Below are 17,761 nucleotides of genomic sequence, written 5' to 3'. Positions count from 1 at the left end.
CCATGCTGCTGCTGGTCTGTGTCGGCTTGCTGCCGACGCGGGCGGCGCTCGCCCAATCCTGGCTCGCCGCCGACGGCAGTCTGAGCGCGGATCGCGAGCAGGCGGCCGCGACCTGGCGGGCCGATGCCGAATTCAACGGCAACTGGGGGCTCGCCGCGATTCGTGCCGAATACGCCTATGTTCGGGGTTACGCTGGACAGGGCGCGCGCATCGGCGTGCTGGACCAGCCGGTGTGGAGCGCCCATCCCGAATTTGCCGCCAGCGTTGCCGGCGATCCCAAGCTGAGCTTCATCACCACACGTGGCATCCGTACCTACGACGACCCCTATCTGCCATTCCGCGCCGGCGATCCCTTTGTCTACGACGGGCAACTCTATATCAACGGCTACGGCGGGATTGCCACGCATGGCACGCACGTCGCCGGCATTGCGGCGGCGAACCGCGATACCGTCGCCGGTCGCCCGGGCGTCATGCAGGGGGTGGCCTTCGCCGCGAGCGTCTTTGCCGCCGACGTCGGCGATCCCGGACCGGAGGACGGCATCGTCCGCGGCAACGACGGCGGCACCTACCTGGCGGCCTGGCGGGCGATGATCGACAGCCGGGTCGATGTCATCACCAACAGCTGGGGAATCGGCATCACCTGGGGCGGCGGTTGGCAGTTCGTCGATGCCGGCAAGCAGTTCCTCGAAATCCAGTCCCTGCTCGGGACGCCGGCCGGCGGCGCCTACGACGGCGCGCTGCAGGCGGCGCGCAGCGGCATCGTCGTCGAGTTTTCGGCCGGCAACGAAAGCGGGCAGCAGCCCGATGCGATGGCCGGTTTGGCGAGCTTCGTTCCCGGGATCGAAAACAACTGGATCACGACGATGAGTCTGGCGCGTACCGCCAGCGGCCTGCAAGCCAGCGGTTTTTCGACGATCTGCGGCTACACCAGGTATTACTGCGTCGCCGCGCCCGGCAGCGCCATCAACAGTTCGGTGGCGACCGGCGACATCTCGGGGCTGCAGGCCGGCGATCCGGTACGCGATCCGGTTGCCGCCTACGCGCCGTTAAGCGGCACATCGATGGCCGGCCCCTTCGTCTCTGGCGCCATCGGGGTGTTGAAGGGGCGCTATCCCTATCTCGCCAACGGCGATCTTGCGCAGATCCTGAAGACGACGGCGTGCGACCTCGGGGCGCCCGGCGTCGACGAAATCTACGGCTGGGGTCTGATCGACCTGCAGAAGGCGATGGACGGCCCCGGCCAGTTGATGAGCCGCCTGGTCGCCGACCTGCCCGCCGGCACGCTCGATGTCTGGGCCAACGACATCGGCGATGCCGCCCTGCAGCAGCGTCAGGCCGAAGCGCAGGTGGAGATTGCGGCCTGGCGGCAACGCAAGATCGACATGGGGTGGGAAAACGGCTGGGCCAGCGTCGATACCGCGAGCCTGAGCGAACGCCTTTACGTGGAATATCGACCGCTGGCGAGCCAGGCCAGGGTGCTTGCCCGCCGGTTGATGGTGGCGCGTGCGACGCCACCCTACGCCGACTTCCGAGCGGCGCTGGCGGCGGTCGAGAGCGATCCGCTGGCTTCGACGATCGTCAAGGAATACGGCAAGATCGAGGCCTGGTTGCCCTTGGGCCCCGATCTGGCGCGCTTCGAGCGTTTCCTGGCCAGCCGCTATCCGGACGACGAGACGCTGGCCAGGGAAGTGGTGGCGGCCAACGTCCAGGGGCTGGCGCAGGAGTACGTCGTTCAGGAAGCGCGGATCGCCAGCCTGCTCGCCGCGACCTATGAAAACGGCCTGACCAAGCGCGGTGCCGGCGAACTGCGGCTGACTGGCAACAACAGCTACCGTGGCGAAACCCGGGTCGAGGCCGGGCGTCTGCGTGTCGATGGCGCGCTGAGCGGCGCCGTTGCGGTCTACGGCCAGGGGATACTCGGCGGCAACGGCAGTGTCGGCACGCTGCTGGCGCAGGCCGGCGGCACGGTGGCGCCGGGGGCGTCGATCGGCACGCTGAGCGTTGCCGGCGACGCGCGCTTCGAGTCAGGCTCGCTGCTCGCCGTCGAAGTCGCGGGCGATGGGCGTTCCGATCGCCTGGCGGTGGCCGGCAAGGCGACCCTGGCCGGCGGACAGGTCGGCGTGCAGGCCGCGGACGCCGACGCCGCGCTGGATAGCTTCGTCGCCGCCGCGGCCGGGCGACATGCCTACACCTTCCTGAGCGCCGGGGGCGGCATCGAGGGGCAGTTCGCCGGCGCGCTGTCGCCCTATGCCTTCTTCCGGCCCCGCCTGAGCTATGCCGCCGACCGCGTCACCCTGGGCATCGACCGTCTGCCCTTCGCGAGCGCCGGGCGCAACTTCAACGAGCGGCAGACCGCCGCCGGCATCGACAGTCTGGCGCCGACCAATCCGCTGTACGCGCAGGTGCTCGCTGCTCCCGCCGGTTTTGCTGCTGGCCCCTTGTTCGCGGCGCTCTCCGGCGACATCCATCCGACTACCGGCGGCGTATTGCTCGCCGCCGGTCAGGTCCAGCGCGATGCGGCGCTGGATCGTCTGCGTCTGCTCGAAACGCAGTCGGCGACCGCGCCGCGCACCTGGGGCCAAGTGTTCGGGCGGCGCGGGCGGGGGGCCAGCGATGGCAACGCCGCCAGCTACGACAACGATGGCGACGGCTTTTTCGTCGGCGGCGACAGCGCGCTCGACGCTGGCTGGACGCTCGGTTTCCTGCTCGGTCACGAGAACGGTGGCGTCAGGACGGCGAACGCCCGTGCCGATACCGGCAGCTACCGGCTTGGGGTCCATGCCGGGACGCGCCTGGGCAAGCTGGGCCTGCGCCTTGGCGCGGGCTACGGACACCACGCCTTGTCCTCGCGGCGCCATCTGCCGCAGGCTAGTGCAAGCGCTCACTACACGGCCAACGACTGGCAGGTCTTCGGCGAACTGGCTTACGAATTCGCCGCCGGCCGCACGCATCTGGCGCCGTTTGCCGGCCTGGCCTTCGGTGCCATGCGGCGCGAAGCGTTCAGCGAAAAGGGCGGCGGCGCGTTCAATCTGACAGGTCGGGCCGCCAGCGCATCGATCGCCACCGGTTCGCTGGGGCTGCGTGCCGCACAGGATGTCGAACTGGGCGCAAGCAAGGGGCAATGGTCGGCGAGCCTGGCCTGGCAGCATGCGGCCGGCGACCTGACGCCGGAGAGCCGCCTGGCCTTCGCCGGCGGCGAGCGTTTCGTCAATGCCGGGGTGCCGCTGGCGCGCAATGCGCTGGCCGTGGCGGCCAGCCTGCGGGTGGCGATGTCGCCGACGGCCAGGCTGGGGATCGACTACGCCGGGCAGTTCGCTGCCGGGCGCCGCGAGCACGGCGTCGGCGCCAGCCTTGCCATCGACTTCTGAGCCGTCCGGGCGGCGCGCTCAGTGTCCCTTGAGCGCGTAGATGCCCGGCGGGTTGCGCCAGTAGCCCTTGTAATCCATGCCGCAGCCGAACAGGTAACGGTCGGCGATGTCGAGCCCGGAGAAATCGGCGCGCATGCCGGGCACGGCCTTGCGTTCGTGCACCTTGTGCACCAGCACGGCGGTCAGCACGCGGGCGGCGCCTTCGTCGCGCAGGTGCTGGCAGATCGCCTGCAGCGTGTGGCCTTCGTCGAGGATGTCGTCGAGGACCAGGACGGTGCGCCCCTTCAGATCCTGGGTCGGCCGCACGCGCCAGTCGAGCAGGCTGTTGCCTTTCAGTTGCTGGCCGTAGCGGCTGGCGTGCAGGTAGGACGTCTCAAGCGGGAAGTGCAGGCGCGACAGCAGCCGGCCGGCGAAGATCAGGCCGCCGTTCATCACCGTGTACACAAGCGGGTTGCTGTCGGCCAGCGCAGCGGTGATCTCGCCGGCCATGCGGTCGAGCGCCGCGGCGACTTCGGCCGGCGTCGCCAGGCAGTCGGCTTCGCGCATGGCGCGCTGGATTTCTTCGATGTCGGTGGTCATGTTCGGGGTCTCCTGGCAAGACGAAGGGTCAGGGGCGGATGAAGGCTAGCGCGAGCAGCGCGGCGAAACCCAGTTGGTGCGCCGCGGTGGCCGCGAGGATGCCGTTGAATGCCGGGCCGGGCGGCGTGCCGAGAAAGCGGCGGCAGAGCAGCAGGGCGAGCGGCAGGGTGAGCAGGGGCAGGGCGGCGTAGGCGCCGAGCGCTTCGCCGAGCAGGACGAGCAGCAGGTAGGGCAGCAACATTTCCGCGCAGTAGAGGCGGCAGGTGGCCGGACGGCCGAGGCGGACCGCCAGCGTGCGGCGGCCGGCGGCGCCGTCGGTGTCGAGGTCGCGGTAGTTGTTGACGGTGATCACGGCGGCCGCGTGCAGGCCGAGCAGGCCGCCGGCGAGCAGGGCGAGCGGCGACCAGGCCGGTACCTGCAGGTAGTGGCTGCCGACGACGGCGACGATGCCGAAGAAGACGAGGACGAAGAACTCGCCGAACGGACCGTAGGCGATCGGCCGCGGTCCGCCGGTGTAGGACCAGCCGGCGTAGAGCGAGCAAAGCCCGATGACGACGATCGGCCAGCCGGCGTGCACGACGAGATAGATGCCGCAGAGGAAGGCCAGCGCGAAGCTGATCCAGGCGCCGACGCGCACCGCGGCCGGCGTCAGCCAGCCTTCGGCGGTGGCGCGCCGGGGGCCGAAGCGGCCGGGGCGGTCGACGCCGCGCAGGTAGTCGCCGACGTCGTTGAACAGGTTGGTGCCGATCTGGATCAGCGCCGCGCCTAGCGCCGCGGCGAGCAGCGGCAGCCAGAGCAGGTGTCCGGCTTCATGCCAGCCGATGGCGGTGCCGACAAGCACCGGCGACAGCGATACGGTCAGGGTTTTCGGGCGGCAGGCGAGAAACCAGGCGGTACTGGGGTTCATGCGGGGCTTCGGTGACGGGCAGCCCGAACTTTAACCCGAATTTCCCGCCACCGCGGCGCCCGGCCGGTTTGGGGCGGCTGCTTTACGGCCAGGCGCGGGCGCCCCAGATCATGCGTCTGGCGACGAAATGGCGGGCCGCCGGGCAGAGGTCGAGGGCGAGCAGGCCGAGGCCGCGGGCCAGGCGCAGCGGCGGGAAATCGTTGGAGAAGGCACGTACCACCTGGTCGGTGAACAGCGCGCCGCCGCGCCGGTCGAGCCGGCGCAGGCCGGGGTAGCGGCTCAGGTCGTCGCCGTCGAGCAGCACTTCGGCCAGTTGCCAGGCGTCGCGCAGGCCGAGGTTGAAGCCCTGGCCGGACACCGGGTGCAGCGTCTGGGCGCTGTTGCCTATCCACACTTCGCGCCCCGCCACCAGCGTGTCGCGCAGGCGCAGGGCGAGCGGGAAGCGGTGGCGCGGCCCCGGTTTCGCGAAGCGCATGCCGCGCTGGAACTGGTTTTCGAGCGCGGCGACGAAGGCGTTGTCGTCAAGCGCCATCACCGCGTCGGCCTTGGCCGGCGGCAGCGTGAACACGATCGAGTATTCGTCGCCCAGCGGCAGCAGCGCCAGCGGGCCGTCCGGCGTGAAGCGCTCCCAGGCGCGCCGGTGGTGGCCGGGAATCGGCGTCACTTCGCAGATCACCGCCTGCTGCTGGTAATCGCCGACCAGCGTGCTGGGCTCGTCGAACGGCGTGCCTTCGGCATGCACCAGGGTGCGCGCGCGCAGCTTGCGCAGCGTGCCGGCGTGGCGCAGGGTGACCGTGACGCCGTCGGCGTCGGGCGTCTGGGCGAGGATTTCCGCCTCGCCAAGCAGCGCGTCGGCGGCGATGCCGGTGGCCAGCGCGCCGGCCAGGTCGCGGTAGCGGACGACGTAGCCGAGCGCCGGCAGACCGTGTTCGGCGCGGTCGATCAGGGTGCGGCCGAAGCCGCCGCGCTGCGAGATGTGGATCGTCTCGATCGGCGTCGCCGCCCTGGCCGGCCAGGCACCGAGCGTTTCCAGCAGCTCGCGGGCGCCGTGCGACAGCGCCAGGGCGCGCGGGTCGGCCTGTAGCGCGGCCGGTGGGCGGCGGTCGATGAGCAGCGATTTTCGTCCGCCGGCGGCGAGTGCCCGGTGCAGCGTCATGCCAACCGGGCCGGCGCCGACGATCAGGGTGTCGACGTGTTCAACGGCGGTTTCAGTCATGGCGCATCACCTCCTCGATTTCAGCGACGGTTTTCGGCGCTGTGGTGTACACCGCGCAACCGTCGGCGGTGACGCGCACGTCGTCCTCGATGCGGATGCCGATGCCGGCCAGCGCCGCCGGCACATCGGCGGCCGGGCGCAGGTAGAGGCCGGGCTCGACGGTGATCGTCATGCCCGGCTGCAGCGTCGTCCAGTCGTCGCCGACCTTGTACTCGCCAGCGTCGTGCACGTCGAGGCCGAGCCAGTGGCCGGTACGGTGCATGTAGAAGCGCTTGTAATCACCCTTCTCGATCAGGTGGTCGAGATCGCCGGTCAGCAGCTTGAGGTCGACCAGGCCTTGCGTCAGCACGCGCACGGCGGCGTCGTGCGCTTCCATGAAGTGGCGGCCGGGGGCGGTGGCGGCGATGGCGGCGGCCTGCGCGGCCAGCACGATCTCGTAGACGTCCTTCTGCGCCGGCGTGAATCGGCCGCCCACCGGGAAAGTGCGGGTGATGTCGGCGGCGTAGCCCTGGACTTCGCAGCCGGCGTCGATCAGCACCAGGCTGTGCTCGTTCAGGAGCTTGTTGTTGTCGACATAGTGCAGCACGCAGGCGTTGGCGCCGCCGGCGACGATCGGCGTGTAGGCGTGGCCGTCGGCGCCGCGTTTGCGGAATTCGTAGCTCAGCTCGGCTTCCAGCTCGTACTCGGCCATCCCCGGGCGGCAGGCGCGCATGGCGCGGGCGTGGCCGGCGCTGGCGATGTCGGCGGCGTGTTGCATGGTGGCCAGTTCGGCCTCGTCCTTGTAGAGGCGCATGGCGTCGAGTTCGGCGCGCAGGTCGTGGATCGCGCGCGGCGCCCGCTTGCCGGCGCGGGCCTGCGCGCGCACCGCGTTCAGCGCCTTGGCAATGCGCGCATCCCAGGCCTCGTCGTGGCCGACGGCGTGCCACAGGGTGTCGCGGTTGACCAGCAATTCGGGCAGCTTCTTGTCCAGTTGCTCGATCGAATACGCGGCGTCGAAGCCGAAGGCGGTCTTCGCCGCTTTCGGACCGTAGCGGTAGCCGTCCCAGATTTCCCGTTCTTCGTGCTTGTCGCGGCAGAACAGGATGGACTTCGGCTTCCTGCCGCCGACCAGCACGACCACCGCTTCCGGCTCCGGGAAACCCGACAGGTACCAGAAGTAGCTGTCGAAACGGTAGGGATAGTGCGCGTCGCGGTTGCGCACGACTTCCGGCGCCGTCGGGATGATGGCGACGCCGTCGCCGATGGTTTCGAGCAAGCGTTGGCGGCGGGCGATGAAGTGGGCGTGAGTCATTCAGTCGGTGTCTTTCTTCGCGATTCGTGGCTGCGCATGCTCGATCTGCTGGATGCTGCGCTCGGGCGTCGGCAGGTCTTCCGGCATGGTACCGCCGAGTTCCCTGATCGTCTCGCGCACTTTTCGGCCGACGGCGAGGTGGGTCTGGTTCGCCTCCTGCTTGCCTTTGACCCCGTCGCGGCGCAATTTCTCCTCGGTTTGCGTGGCGCGGAACAGGTTGGCGGCCAGCTCGGTGCTGCCCATGTGGTCGAGGATTTTCTGGCTTTTCTTCAAGCCCTTGCGGGCGTGGATGGCCTTGGCACCCAGGCCGCCGTACAGGCCGCGATAGCCGTGGTCCTGGAAAACGGCGAAGTCGAGGCCGCTTTCGACGCCGGCCTCGGCGGCAGCGGCCGCAAGGTATTTGTTGTGCTTGGCGAGTTCGTTGCGGATGGCGAGTCGCTTCTCGTCTTCGCTCAGTTGCCCGAAGGCGGTGTCGTTCGCCAGTTCCTGGCGGCGGGTCTGGATGGCAAAGTAGGTCTGGCCGTTGGCAATGACCGGCTTCGAGGGGTCGCCGTTCTGGACGATCAGGTAGCAGGCGTAGCGGGAGAGGCGGATGTCGGGGAGTTGCCGTTTTGCGCCCGAGCCGATGTCGACCATTTCGAGGACATCCTCGAAATGGTCCGTAATGGACTGGCTGCTTTTGCCGCAGGCCTCCTTGGCGCGCTCGACCACCGGCAGGAAATGGCGGTATTCCGAGTAGTCGAGCACCTTGGCCAGTTGGCGGGCCTGCCAGTATTCGTTGCCGGCGTCGTCGAGCTGGCGCAGGCCTTCAAAGCTGGCGTGGTGCTGGCGGGAAACGGGTGAGTCGGTCATCGCGGCATTCCTCCAGGGGCTGAAAACGCCATGCTATTGGAATTCAATCTGCCTGTGCTGCGCGCAATTCGGCATCCAGTTCGGCCAGTCGTTGCGGCGTACCGACGTCGACCCAGCGGCCGGCGTGGCGTTCCCCGGTCAGCGTGCCGGCGGCAATCGCCGCGTCGAGCAGCGGGCGCAGCTTCAGCGGCTGGTCGGCCGGCACATGGTCGAACATGGCCGGCGAAAAGACGCCGATGCCGGCGTAGGTGAGCGTTTGCTCACCGTTGGCGGGGACGATCCGTTCGCCGCTCAGCGAGAAGTCGCCGCCGCCGTGGTGCGCCGGGTTGTCGACCAGCAGCAGGCGGGCGCCGCCGGGCGGGCAGCCGCGCGCGGCGAAGGCGGGGAGAGCGACGTCGCAGTAGACGTCGCCATTGACCACCAGAAACGGGGCGTTGCCGAGCCGCGGCAAGGCGTGGGCGATGCCGCCGGCGGTTTCCAGCGCGCCCGGCGGTTCCGGGGAATAGGCGATGCTGAGTCCCCACTGCGATCCGTCGCCGAGCGCGTTTTCGATCTTTTCGCCGAGGTGGGCGTGGTTGATGACCACTTCGCGGAAGCCGGCAGCGGCCAGCTTTTCCAGGTGCCAGACGATCAGCGGCTTGCCGCCGGCGGCGAGCAGCGGTTTCGGCGTGTGGTCGGTGAGCGGCCGCATGCGTTCGCCGCGGCCGGCGGCGAGGATCATCGCTTTCAAGGGGCAGGGTTTCCGGGAGTCGGGCGATCGCCGGCGCGGGCGAGCAGCAGGTAGGCGTTGAGGTGGGCGCCGATTGCGGCAGTGGCGGCGATTCCCCAGTAGAGGAGGGCAAACGGGTTGAGGCTGGTCAGTTTGCCGAGAACGAGGACGACCAACCAGACCGGGAAGGCGGCGAGCAGCCCCCAGGGCAGCGCCAGCGCGCAGGCACCGATGCCGGCTGCGAACACCCACTGCCCGGTCGGTTCCCAGATCCAGATAACGGTGGCGACGGCCAGCACCGGGCCGCTCAGCCACAGGCCCTGGCGGGCGAACTGGCGGGCTTCGCCGCGCCGGTCGGGTAACGGGGCGGGGTGGCTCACTTGTGACGGTAGCCGATCTGCTCGGTCTGACCGTCGAGGCGGTCGAGCAGGTTGAGCAGCGGCTTCAGTTGCAGGTAGCGGCTGGCGGTCTTCTTGGCGTAGGTCATGAAGCGCGGCAGGTCGGCGATGTACTTGTCCTTGCCGTCGCGGTAGTTGAGGCGGCAGAAGATGCCGAGCACCTTGAGGTGGCGCTGCAGGCCCATCAGTTCGTAGTCGCGCCAGAAGGCGCCGAAGTCTTCGCGCACCGGCAGGCCGGCGGCGCGTGCCTTTTCCCAGTAGCGGACGACCCAGTCGATTTCCTGCTCTTCTTCCCAGGAAATGAAGGCGTCGCGGAACAGCGAGACGACGTCGTAGGTGATCGGGCCGTACACCGCGTCCTGGAAGTCGATGATGCCCGGCGTCAGCGTCTGCGCGCTTTCGACGACCATCAGGTTGCGCGGCATGAAGTCGCGGTGCACGAAGACCTTGGGCTGGTTGAGCGCCGAGTTGATGAGGAACTTGAAGGTCCGGTCGAGCATCAGCCGGTCGTTGGCGTCGAGTTCGATGCCGAGGTGGCGGCCGATGAACCATTCCGGGAAAAGGTCGAGTTCGCGGCGCAGCAGCGGGGCGTCGTAGGGCGGCAGCGTGGCGGCAGTGGACGACAGCTGCCATTTGACCAGCACGTCGAGCACCGGGCGGATCAGCAGGTCGGCCAGCGAGAGATCGGCGTTGAGCGCGTCGAGGTAGCCGATGCGGCCGAGGTCGGTGAGCACCAGGAAACCGTTGTCGAGGTCCTGGTCGAGGATGCGCGGCGCCGCCAGGTCGGCCTTGGCGAGCAGGCCGGCGACCTTGATGAAGGGCTTGCAGTCTTCCTTCTCCGGCGGTGCATCCATCAGGATGCGGGTGCTGCCGTCCGACCAGGTCAGACGGAAGTAGCGGCGGAAGCTGGCGTCGGTGGAAGCCGGCGTGATGGAAACGGACTGTTCGGGGAAGCGACTGGCGACCCAGTCGGTAACAAGTTGATCGCGCGACATCGAGGAGGGGAAGGTTCGTTGTAAAATGGCGCGATTTTAACACCCGGGCATCGGCCTTTCCGGTCCCGGCACCTCCTGAATGCCCCGATGACTGGTTTTTCCCGACGTCCGATTGCCGCGCTGGTCTGTTGCCTGTTTGCCGGCGTTCCGTTCGCTCAGGCGAGCACGGGCGAGGCCGAAGGCGGCGCGGCCAGCGAGGTGATCGGTGCCGCGCCGCTGCGTCTGGAAAAGCGTTTCAACCTGCTGGCGACGCGCAAGACGGCGCCCAAGCTGGCCGCCGCCGGCGGCCTGGTGCCCCTGTCCAGCATCGACGATCCCTTGCCGCTGTTCCTCACCGCCGACCGCCTGGAGGGGCAGACCTCTGAACTGGCCGTCGCCGAAGGCAATGTCGAACTGCGCAAGTCGGGGCTGGAACTGCGCGCCGACCGCCTGACCTACAAGCCGCTCGACGACGAGGTCGATGCCAGCGGCAATGTCGTGCTGCTGCAGGACGGCGCCGAAATCGAGACGACCCACCTGCGCATGAAGCTGGCGGACCGGCTCGGTTTTGCCGAGGAATCGCGTTACTCGGTGACCAAGGAAGTTACCAGCCGCGTCTACGAGACCAGCCAGAACGTCGTCACCGTGGCCAGCGTCAGCGGCGCCAACAGCGGTGCGCCGATGATGCTCAACGTCGCCAACGTCTACGGTCTGCCGACCGAGCAGGCGCCGCCGCGCCAGGTTACCGCGCAGGGCACCGCCGAACGCATCGAATTTGCCGGCGAGAACCGCATGCGTCTCGACAACAGCACCTTCTCCACCTGCAAGCCGGCGTCACCGGACTGGTACCTGAAGGCCGGCGAGATCGACCTCGATTACAACGAGAACTACGGCAACGCCAGCGATGCCTCGCTGTGGTTCAAGGGCGTGCCGCTGTTCTACGCGCCGAAGGCCTGGTTCCCGATGAACAGCCAGCGGCGTTCCGGCTTGCTGACGCCGTCGTTCAAGCAGTTGACGAAGACCGGCCTCGACATCAGCCTGCCTCTCTACTGGAACATCGCGCCCAACTACGACGCCACCTTCTATCCGCGCTACATGAGCAAGCGCGGCACCCAGCTCGGCGTCGAGACGCGCTACCTGAGCGAGCGCAGCGAAGGCGAATGGCGCGGCGAATACCTGGGCGACGACGCGAGCGATCACACCCGTCGTTACGCCTACTCGATCCGTCACCTGCAGCGCTTCACCGACGACATCACCGGCGCCCTGAACTGGAACGGCGTTTCCGACGACACCTACTGGGAAGACATGTCGTCGCGCCTGCTGCAGACCTCGCAGGTGCAGCTCGAACGGCGGGCCTCGCTCAACTACTCGCCCAGTCCGTGGTGGCAGGGCTCGCTGCAGGTGCTGCGCTACCAGACGCTGCAGCCCGACGCGGCCAACCCGGTGGCCCGTCCCTACTTCCTCGAGCCGCAACTGAACCTGCTCGGCTACAAGCCGGACCTGAAGGGCTTCGACTTCACGCTGCTCGGCCAGTATTCGCGTTTCACCCACGACGACCATGCCAACAAGGACCGCGGCGACCGTTTCGTCCTCTATCCGCAACTGAGCTACCCGGTGATCGGCGCGGCTTACCAGGTCACGCCCAAGCTCGGCCTGCACATGAGCAGCTACGCGATCGACCGGGCGACGCTGAGCGGCGGCGGTTCCGACAACATCACGCGGGTGCTGCCGACCTTCTCGGTGGACGCGACGACCGTCTTCGAGCGCGACCTCGACCTCCTCGGTCACCGCTTCCTGCAGACGCTGGAGCCGCGGCTCTACTACGTCTACATCCCGTACAAGGACCAGAGCGACATTCCGGTCTTCGATACCGCGCTCTCCGACTTCAACTTCGCCCAGGTCTTCTCCGAGAACCGCTACAGCGGCTACGACCGGATCAACGACGCCCACCAACTGACAGCGGCGCTGACCACCCGCATCCTCGACGGCGAAACCGGCGCCGAACGCTTCAAGGCGATGATCGGCCAGCGCTACTACTTCGCCAAGCAGCGCGTCATCCTGGCCGGCGAAACCTCACGGCCGGACAATTTCTCCAACCTGATCGCTTCGGTCGCCGGCCTCGTCGCGCCGAAGACCTACGCCGAGGCGACCTGGGAATACAACTACGAGGCGCGCACCAACGACCGCTTCTCGGCCGGTGTCCGCTTCCAGCCCGATTACGGCAAGGTGCTGTCGGCGAGCTACCGCTACACGCGCGATCCGCTGACCAACAAGTCGGTGGTCGACCAGGTTGACCTCGCCGGGCAGTGGCCGCTGGCGCCGCGCTGGTACGCGGTCGGCCGCTTCAACTATTCGCTGCGCGACAACCAGACCCTGGAAACCATCGGCGGTCTCGAATACAACGCCGGCTGCTGGGCCATGCGCGGCGTCGTGCAGCGCCTGGCGGCGACTTCCGGCTCCGCCAACACCAGTTTTTACCTGCAGCTCGAACTGCAGGACTTCACCAGTATCGGTTCCAATCCGCTCGGTCTGTTGCGGCGTAGCATCCCGGGTTATGGTAAAACCAACGAACTGCCCGTCGACGGCAACCTGATCGCCAATCCATGACCGCCATGTCCAAGACCCTCATCCTTTTCCTTTCCCTGTGCTCGCTGTTCGTTCCGGCCGCCCAGGCCGCCCCGGCGGAAGCCGTCGAGGCGGACTACATCGTCGCCGTCGTCGGCGACGGCGCGATCACCCGCAACGAGCTGCGCTCTCGCCTGGAAGTGGCGCTGCGCCAGTTGCAGAAGCAGGGCACGCCGCTACCGCCGCAGGACGTGCTGGAAAAGCAGATGCTCGAACGGCTGATCATGGAGCAGGTGCAGTTCGCCTACGCCAAGGAAAGCGGCATGCGCATCGATGAAGCCCAGCTCGACCAGGCAATCGGCCGCATCGCCGCCAACAACAACATGACGCTGGCCCAGTTCCGTGTCGCCCTGGAAAAGGACGGGATCGGCTACGGCGAATTCCGCGAGGAAATCCGCGGCGAGATGATCATGGCCCGCCTGCGCGAACGCGAAGTCGAGAGCCGTCTCGCCGTCTCCGACAGCGAGATCGACAACTACCTGGCCAACCAGGCGGCCAACGGCGGCGGCGACGAGTACCGGCTGGCGCACATTCTGTTGCGGGCGCCGGAATCGGCGACCCCGGAACAATTGCAGAAGCTGCGCCAGCGCGGCGAGCTGGCCTTGGCCCGGGCGCGTGCCGGGGAAAACTTCGCCGAACTGACGGCGGCCTTCTCCGACGCCCCCGATGCCCTGCAGGGCGGCGACCTCGGCTGGCGGCCGCTGGAGCGCCTGCCGGTCCTCTACGCGGAAGCCGCCGGCAAGCTGCAGGCGGGTGGGGTCAGCGAACTATTGCGCTCGTCGGCTGGTTTTCACGTCGTCAAGCTGGTCGAACGGCGTGGCGGCAACCAGCCGGCCTCGGTCCAGCAGACCCATGCCCGCCACATCCTGATCCGGACCAACGAAGTGATGTCGGAAGCCGACGCCCGCCATCGCCTGGAAACGGTGCGCGAGCGCATCGTCAATGGCATGGACTTCGCCGAACAGGCGCGCATCTTTTCCCAGGACGGCTCCGCCGCCAAGGGCGGCGACCTCGGCTGGCTCAATCCGGGCGACACCGTGCCCGATTTCGAGCGGGCGATGGACGCCCTGAAGCCGGGTGAACTCAGCCAGGTCATCAAGTCGCCGTTCGGCATGCACCTGATCCAGGTCGACGAACGCCGCGAGCGCGATGTCTCCGCCGAGCGCCAGCGTTCGGTCGCCCGCCAGGCGCTGCGCGAGCGCAAGCTCGACGAAGCCTACCAGGACTGGCTGCGCCAGTTGCGCGACCGCACCTACGTCGAAAACCGCCTGGAGCAGCAATGATCCTACCGGTGATCGCCGTCACCAGCGGCGAGCCGGCCGGCATCGGTCCCGAACTCTGCCTGACGCTCGCCGACTGGACCGGTGAGGGTCGTCCGGTCGTCCTCGGCGACCGCGAGTTGCTGCGCCAGCGCGCCGAACAACTCGGCCTCGACATCGTCCTGCGCGACTATGCGCCGGCCGTGCCGGCGGCGCCCGGTACGCTCGACGTCATCCATCTGCCGCTCGCCGCGCCGGCCGAAGCGGGTAAGCTCGACGCCGCCAACGGCCGCTATGTGCTGGCATTGCTCGACCGCGCGCTGGCCGGCTGCCAGTCCGGCGAATTCGCCGCGATGGCGACGGCGCCGGTGCACAAGGGCGTGATCAACGACGCCGGCGTCGCCTTCACTGGCCATACCGAATACCTCGCCGAGAAGACCGGCACGCCGCTGGTGGTGATGATGCTGGCCGGCGATACCGAACGTGGTCCGCTGCGCGTCGCCCTGGTAACCACGCACCTGCCGCTGAAGGACGTGCCGGCGGCGATTACCGGCGATCTGCTGGAGCGCACGCTGCGCATTGTGGACGCCGACCTGCGCGGCAAGTACGGCATCGCCGAACCGCGCATCCTGGTCGCCGGGTTGAACCCGCATGCCGGCGAGGGCGGCTACCTCGGGCGCGAGGAAATCGACATCATCGAACCGGCGCTCGCCCGGCTGCGCAGCGAAGGCCTGCAACTCTCCGGTCCGCATCCCGCCGACACCATGTTCACCCCGCCGGTGCTCGCCGGCGGCGACGCCGTGCTGGCCATGTACCACGACCAGGGCCTGACCGCGCTCAAGTACGCCACCTTCGGCAACGGCATCAACGTCACCCTCGGCCTGCCGATCATCCGTACCTCGGTCGACCACGGCACCGCGCTGGCGCTTGCCGGCAGCGGCCAGGCCGACGCCGGCAGCCTGTTCGCCGCGGTCGGCGAAGCGGCGCGCATGGCGCAAAGGAAACTGCAATGAAGGGACACGTCGCCCGCAAACGGTTCGGGCAGAATTTCCTGATCGACCAGGGCATCATCGGTGCCATCGTCTCGGCGATCGATCCCAAACGCAGCGATACCCTCGTCGAGATCGGCCCCGGCCTCGGCGCCATCACCGTGCCGCTGCTCGAGCGCGTCGACCGGTTGCACGTCGTCGAGATCGACCGCGACCTGATCGCCCGCCTGAAGAAGCAGCACCCGGCCGAGCGCCTCGCCATCCACGAGGGCGACGCGCTCGCCTTCGATTTCGCCGGCATCGGCAGCGACCTGCGCCTGGTCGGCAACCTGCCCTACAACATCTCGACGCCGCTGCTCTTCCACCTCGCCAGCTACGGCCAGCAGGTGCGCGACATGCACTTCATGCTGCAGAAGGAAGTCGTCGAACGCATGGTCGCCGAACCCGGCTGCGCCGACTACGGCCGGCTGTCGGTGATGCTGCAGTACAGCTTCTGGCTGGAATGGCTGATCGACGTCCCGCCGGAGAGTTTCGACCCGCCGCCCAAGGTCGATTCGGCCGTCGTCCGGCTGATCCCGAAACCTCCGGAGCAGCTCACCGCGAAGCATCCGGAACGCTTGTCGACGCTGGTCCAGTCTGCTTTCGCCCAGCGCCGCAAGATGCTGCGCAACAACCTCAAGGGCATCCTCGACGACGCCGGCTTCGCCGCCCTGGGCATCGCCCCGACGCTGCGTCCGGAAGACCTGCCGGTCGAGGACTACGTGCGCATCGCCAACTTCCTGGCCGGCTGAACGGCGGCGCAAGAATCGGATTGCGCCGCTTGCCGGCGCTGCCATACTGCGGCCCATGTCCTCCGCCAACCTGTTCCGCCTCGTCCTGCTTGCCGCGATCTGGGGCGCTTCCTTCCTCTTCATGCGCATCGCCGCGCCGGTGCTCGGCGCCGCCTGGCTGGTCTTCTTCCGCGTCGGGCTGGCGGCGCTCTTCCTGTGGGGCGTCGCCCTCGTCCTGCGCCGGCCGCTGGCGCTGCGCGCCAACTGGCGCGCTTTCCTGGTCCTCGGCCTGCTCAACTCGGCGCTGCCCTTCCTGCTCTTCGCCTATGCGGCCCGCCTGACGCCGGCTTCGCTGCTCGCCGTGCTCAACGCCACGGCGCCGATCTGGGCGGCACTGATCGGCGCCCTGCTCGCCCGTAGCTGGCCGGAACCGCGCGTGCTGGGCGGTCTCGCCCTGGGCATCGCCGGCGTCGCCCTGCTCGCCGGGGTCGAGGTCGGCGCCCTGCCGGCCGGCGGCGGATTGGCCGTCCTGGCCGGGGTCGGCGCCGCGGTCTGCTACGGCATCGCCAGCCAGTACACGCGGCGGATCGGCAATCTGGAACCCCACGCCGGCGCCTTCGGCAACTTGGCGGCGGCGACCCTTTACCTGGCGCCGTTGGCGTTGCTTTCGCCGTTGCCGGTACAGATGCCTTCGCCCGGCGTACTCGGTGCAGTGATTGCGCTCGGGGTCTTGTGCAGCGGCGTCGCCTTCCTGCTCTATTTCCGGCTGGTCGCCGAGATCGGCCCGGTGCGCACGCTGACCGTCACCTACCTGATTCCTCTGTTTGGCGTCCTCTGGGGCGTCGTCTTCCTCGCCGAGCAGGTCGGCTGGCATACCCTGGTCGGCGGCCTCACCGTGCTCGCCGGCACCGCGCTGGTCACCGGCATCGGTCGCCGGGAGAAAACGTCATGAACGATCTCGCCACCGCCTGCCGCCATTACGACATCGTCGCCCGGGCCATCGTCCATTTGCGCCGCCATGCGCGCAGCCAGCCGACGCTGGCCGAACTGGCCGCCGTCGTCGGCCTCAGCCCGGCCCACCTGCAGCGCGTTTTCGCCGAATGGGCGGGCATCTCGCCGAAGCGCTTCGTTCAGCACCTGACCCGCGAATACGCCCGCAGCCGCCTGCGCGCTGCCGCCGATACGCTGAGCGTCGCCCTCGACGCCGGCCTCAGCGGCAACGGCCGGCTGCACGACCTGATGATCGTCGGCGAGGCGATGACGCCAGGCGAAATCCAGCGCGGCGGCGAGGGCGTCACGCTCGATTACGGCAGCGGCCCGACGCCGTTCGGAATGGCCTTCCTGGCCTGGAACGGGCGCGGCATCTGCCATCTGTCCTTTGCGCACGACGACGGCGCCGCCTCGCTCGCCACCCTGGCCGAGGAATGGCCGCGCGCCGCATTGCGGCGTTCGGACGAAGGGGCGGCGGCCATGCTGCAGCGCATCTTCGGCGAACTGGTGAGCGGCGTGCCGCTGCACCTGCAACTGCGCGGCAGCAACTTCCAGCTCAAGGTCTGGGAAGCCCTGATCCGCGTGCCGCCGGGCGAAGTGCTGTCGTACGGGCAACTCGCCGGCAGGATCGGTGCACCGCGCGCCCAGCGCGCGGTCGGCTCGGCGCTGGCGGCCAACGACATCGGTTTCCTGATTCCCTGTCACCGGGTGATCCGCGACAGCGGCGAAAGCGGCAACTATCGCTGGGGCGAGGAACGCAAGCTCGCCCTGCAACTCTGGGAAGCCGGCCGCCGCGCGCCCGACGCGGCGGCATGAAAAAGGCGGCTCGGGTTA

Annotated in this window: 15 protein-coding genes; 7 read left to right on the top strand and 8 right to left on the bottom strand. The window is 68.6% G+C overall.

Annotated features, from left to right (window positions below):
- Positions 1-2: 2 nt before the first annotated feature.
- Complete coding sequence (locus AC0KWY_RS11460; protein WP_474025624.1) at positions 3-3,368, top strand: autotransporter domain-containing protein; 3,366 nt, start codon at positions 3-5, stop codon at positions 3,366-3,368.
- An 18-nt stretch (positions 3,369-3,386) separates the two neighbouring features.
- Here AC0KWY_RS11460 and AC0KWY_RS11455 read toward each other — a convergent pair whose 3' ends face one another.
- The 8 genes from AC0KWY_RS11455 to AC0KWY_RS11420 form a co-directional block, all read right to left on the bottom strand.
- Positions 3,387-3,947: a hypoxanthine-guanine phosphoribosyltransferase gene (locus AC0KWY_RS11455; RefSeq protein WP_474025623.1), complete on the bottom strand. Its 561-nt coding sequence runs from the start codon at positions 3,945-3,947 to the stop codon at positions 3,387-3,389.
- A gap of 28 nt (positions 3,948-3,975) precedes the next feature.
- The gene (gene menA / locus AC0KWY_RS11450; protein WP_474025622.1) at positions 3,976-4,854 is read right to left on the bottom strand and encodes a 1,4-dihydroxy-2-naphthoate octaprenyltransferase; all 879 of its coding nucleotides are present in this window, start codon (positions 4,852-4,854) and stop codon (positions 3,976-3,978) included.
- Between the two features lie 82 nt (positions 4,855-4,936).
- Positions 4,937-6,070, bottom strand: coding sequence for an FAD-dependent monooxygenase (locus AC0KWY_RS11445; protein WP_474025621.1), 1,134 nt, complete (start codon positions 6,068-6,070; stop codon positions 4,937-4,939).
- Complete coding sequence (locus AC0KWY_RS11440) at positions 6,063-7,361, bottom strand: aminopeptidase P N-terminal domain-containing protein (RefSeq protein ID WP_474025620.1); 1,299 nt, start codon at positions 7,359-7,361, stop codon at positions 6,063-6,065. Before AC0KWY_RS11440 ends, AC0KWY_RS11445 begins: the two co-directional genes overlap by 8 nt.
- Positions 7,362-8,213: a DNA damage-inducible protein D gene (gene dinD, locus AC0KWY_RS11435; RefSeq protein WP_474025619.1), complete on the bottom strand. Its 852-nt coding sequence runs from the start codon at positions 8,211-8,213 to the stop codon at positions 7,362-7,364.
- Between the two features lie 43 nt (positions 8,214-8,256).
- Positions 8,257-8,934: an N-acetylmuramate alpha-1-phosphate uridylyltransferase MurU gene (murU, locus tag AC0KWY_RS11430; RefSeq protein WP_474029721.1), complete on the bottom strand. Its 678-nt coding sequence runs from the start codon at positions 8,932-8,934 to the stop codon at positions 8,257-8,259.
- A 5-nt stretch (positions 8,935-8,939) separates the two neighbouring features.
- A complete protein-coding gene (locus tag AC0KWY_RS11425) occupies positions 8,940-9,302 on the bottom strand; it encodes a hypothetical protein (RefSeq protein ID WP_474025618.1) in 363 nt (120 codons plus the stop codon).
- Positions 9,299-10,315 (bottom strand): aminoglycoside phosphotransferase family protein, encoded by a 1,017-nt coding sequence (locus AC0KWY_RS11420; protein ID WP_474025617.1) that lies wholly within the window; start codon positions 10,313-10,315, stop codon positions 9,299-9,301. The genes AC0KWY_RS11425 and AC0KWY_RS11420 overlap by 4 nt, the downstream gene beginning before the upstream one ends.
- Positions 10,316-10,402: 87 nt before the next feature.
- Between AC0KWY_RS11420 and AC0KWY_RS11415 the strand changes: the two genes are divergently transcribed.
- The 6 genes from AC0KWY_RS11415 to AC0KWY_RS11390 are packed head-to-tail and all read left to right on the top strand — an operon-like array spanning position 10,403 to position 17,743.
- On the top strand, positions 10,403-12,901 hold the full coding sequence (locus AC0KWY_RS11415; RefSeq protein WP_474025616.1) for an LPS-assembly protein LptD: 2,499 nt from the start codon (positions 10,403-10,405) through the stop codon (positions 12,899-12,901).
- Between the two features lie 5 nt (positions 12,902-12,906).
- A complete protein-coding gene (locus AC0KWY_RS11410; RefSeq protein WP_474025615.1) occupies positions 12,907-14,202 on the top strand; it encodes a peptidylprolyl isomerase in 1,296 nt (431 codons plus the stop codon).
- Entirely contained in the window at positions 14,199-15,191 is a 993-nt protein-coding gene (gene pdxA, locus AC0KWY_RS11405; protein ID WP_474025614.1) for a 4-hydroxythreonine-4-phosphate dehydrogenase PdxA, read from the top strand. The genes AC0KWY_RS11410 and pdxA overlap by 4 nt, the downstream gene beginning before the upstream one ends.
- On the top strand, positions 15,188-15,958 hold the full coding sequence (rsmA, locus tag AC0KWY_RS11400; protein WP_474025613.1) for a 16S rRNA (adenine(1518)-N(6)/adenine(1519)-N(6))-dimethyltransferase RsmA: 771 nt from the start codon (positions 15,188-15,190) through the stop codon (positions 15,956-15,958). The genes pdxA and rsmA overlap by 4 nt, the downstream gene beginning before the upstream one ends.
- A 55-nt stretch (positions 15,959-16,013) precedes the next feature.
- Positions 16,014-16,889, top strand: a complete 876-nt coding sequence (locus tag AC0KWY_RS11395; RefSeq protein WP_474025612.1) for a DMT family transporter — start codon at positions 16,014-16,016, stop codon at positions 16,887-16,889.
- Positions 16,886-17,743 (top strand): bifunctional helix-turn-helix domain-containing protein/methylated-DNA--[protein]-cysteine S-methyltransferase, encoded by an 858-nt coding sequence (locus AC0KWY_RS11390; RefSeq protein WP_474025611.1) that lies wholly within the window; start codon positions 16,886-16,888, stop codon positions 17,741-17,743. The genes AC0KWY_RS11395 and AC0KWY_RS11390 overlap by 4 nt, the downstream gene beginning before the upstream one ends.
- The last annotated feature ends 18 nt before the right edge of the window (positions 17,744-17,761 follow it).

The sequence above is a fragment of the Azonexus sp. MM2026_4 genome, assembly GCF_055901855.1.
This window is presented reverse-complemented; position numbering and strand designations above follow the sequence as displayed.

Coding starts and splice junctions, on each gene's coding strand:
- AC0KWY_RS11460 (WP_474025624.1), top strand. CDS start 3: ATGCTGCTGCTGGTCTGTGTCGGCTTGCTGCCGACGCGGGCGGCGCTC.
- AC0KWY_RS11455 (WP_474025623.1), bottom strand. CDS start 3,947: ATGACCACCGACATCGAAGAAATCCAGCGCGCCATGCGCGAAGCCGAC.
- menA (WP_474025622.1), bottom strand. CDS start 4,854: ATGAACCCCAGTACCGCCTGGTTTCTCGCCTGCCGCCCGAAAACCCTG.
- AC0KWY_RS11445 (WP_474025621.1), bottom strand. CDS start 6,070: ATGACTGAAACCGCCGTTGAACACGTCGACACCCTGATCGTCGGCGCC.
- AC0KWY_RS11440 (WP_474025620.1), bottom strand. CDS start 7,361: ATGACTCACGCCCACTTCATCGCCCGCCGCCAACGCTTGCTCGAAACC.
- dinD (WP_474025619.1), bottom strand. CDS start 8,213: ATGACCGACTCACCCGTTTCCCGCCAGCACCACGCCAGCTTTGAAGGC.
- murU (WP_474029721.1), bottom strand. CDS start 8,934: ATGATCCTCGCCGCCGGCCGCGGCGAACGCATGCGGCCGCTCACCGAC.
- AC0KWY_RS11420 (WP_474025617.1), bottom strand. CDS start 10,315: ATGTCGCGCGATCAACTTGTTACCGACTGGGTCGCCAGTCGCTTCCCC.
- AC0KWY_RS11415 (WP_474025616.1), top strand. CDS start 10,403: ATGACTGGTTTTTCCCGACGTCCGATTGCCGCGCTGGTCTGTTGCCTG.
- AC0KWY_RS11410 (WP_474025615.1), top strand. CDS start 12,907: ATGTCCAAGACCCTCATCCTTTTCCTTTCCCTGTGCTCGCTGTTCGTT.
- pdxA (WP_474025614.1), top strand. CDS start 14,199: ATGATCCTACCGGTGATCGCCGTCACCAGCGGCGAGCCGGCCGGCATC.
- rsmA (WP_474025613.1), top strand. CDS start 15,188: ATGAAGGGACACGTCGCCCGCAAACGGTTCGGGCAGAATTTCCTGATC.
- AC0KWY_RS11395 (WP_474025612.1), top strand. CDS start 16,014: ATGTCCTCCGCCAACCTGTTCCGCCTCGTCCTGCTTGCCGCGATCTGG.
- AC0KWY_RS11390 (WP_474025611.1), top strand. CDS start 16,886: ATGAACGATCTCGCCACCGCCTGCCGCCATTACGACATCGTCGCCCGG.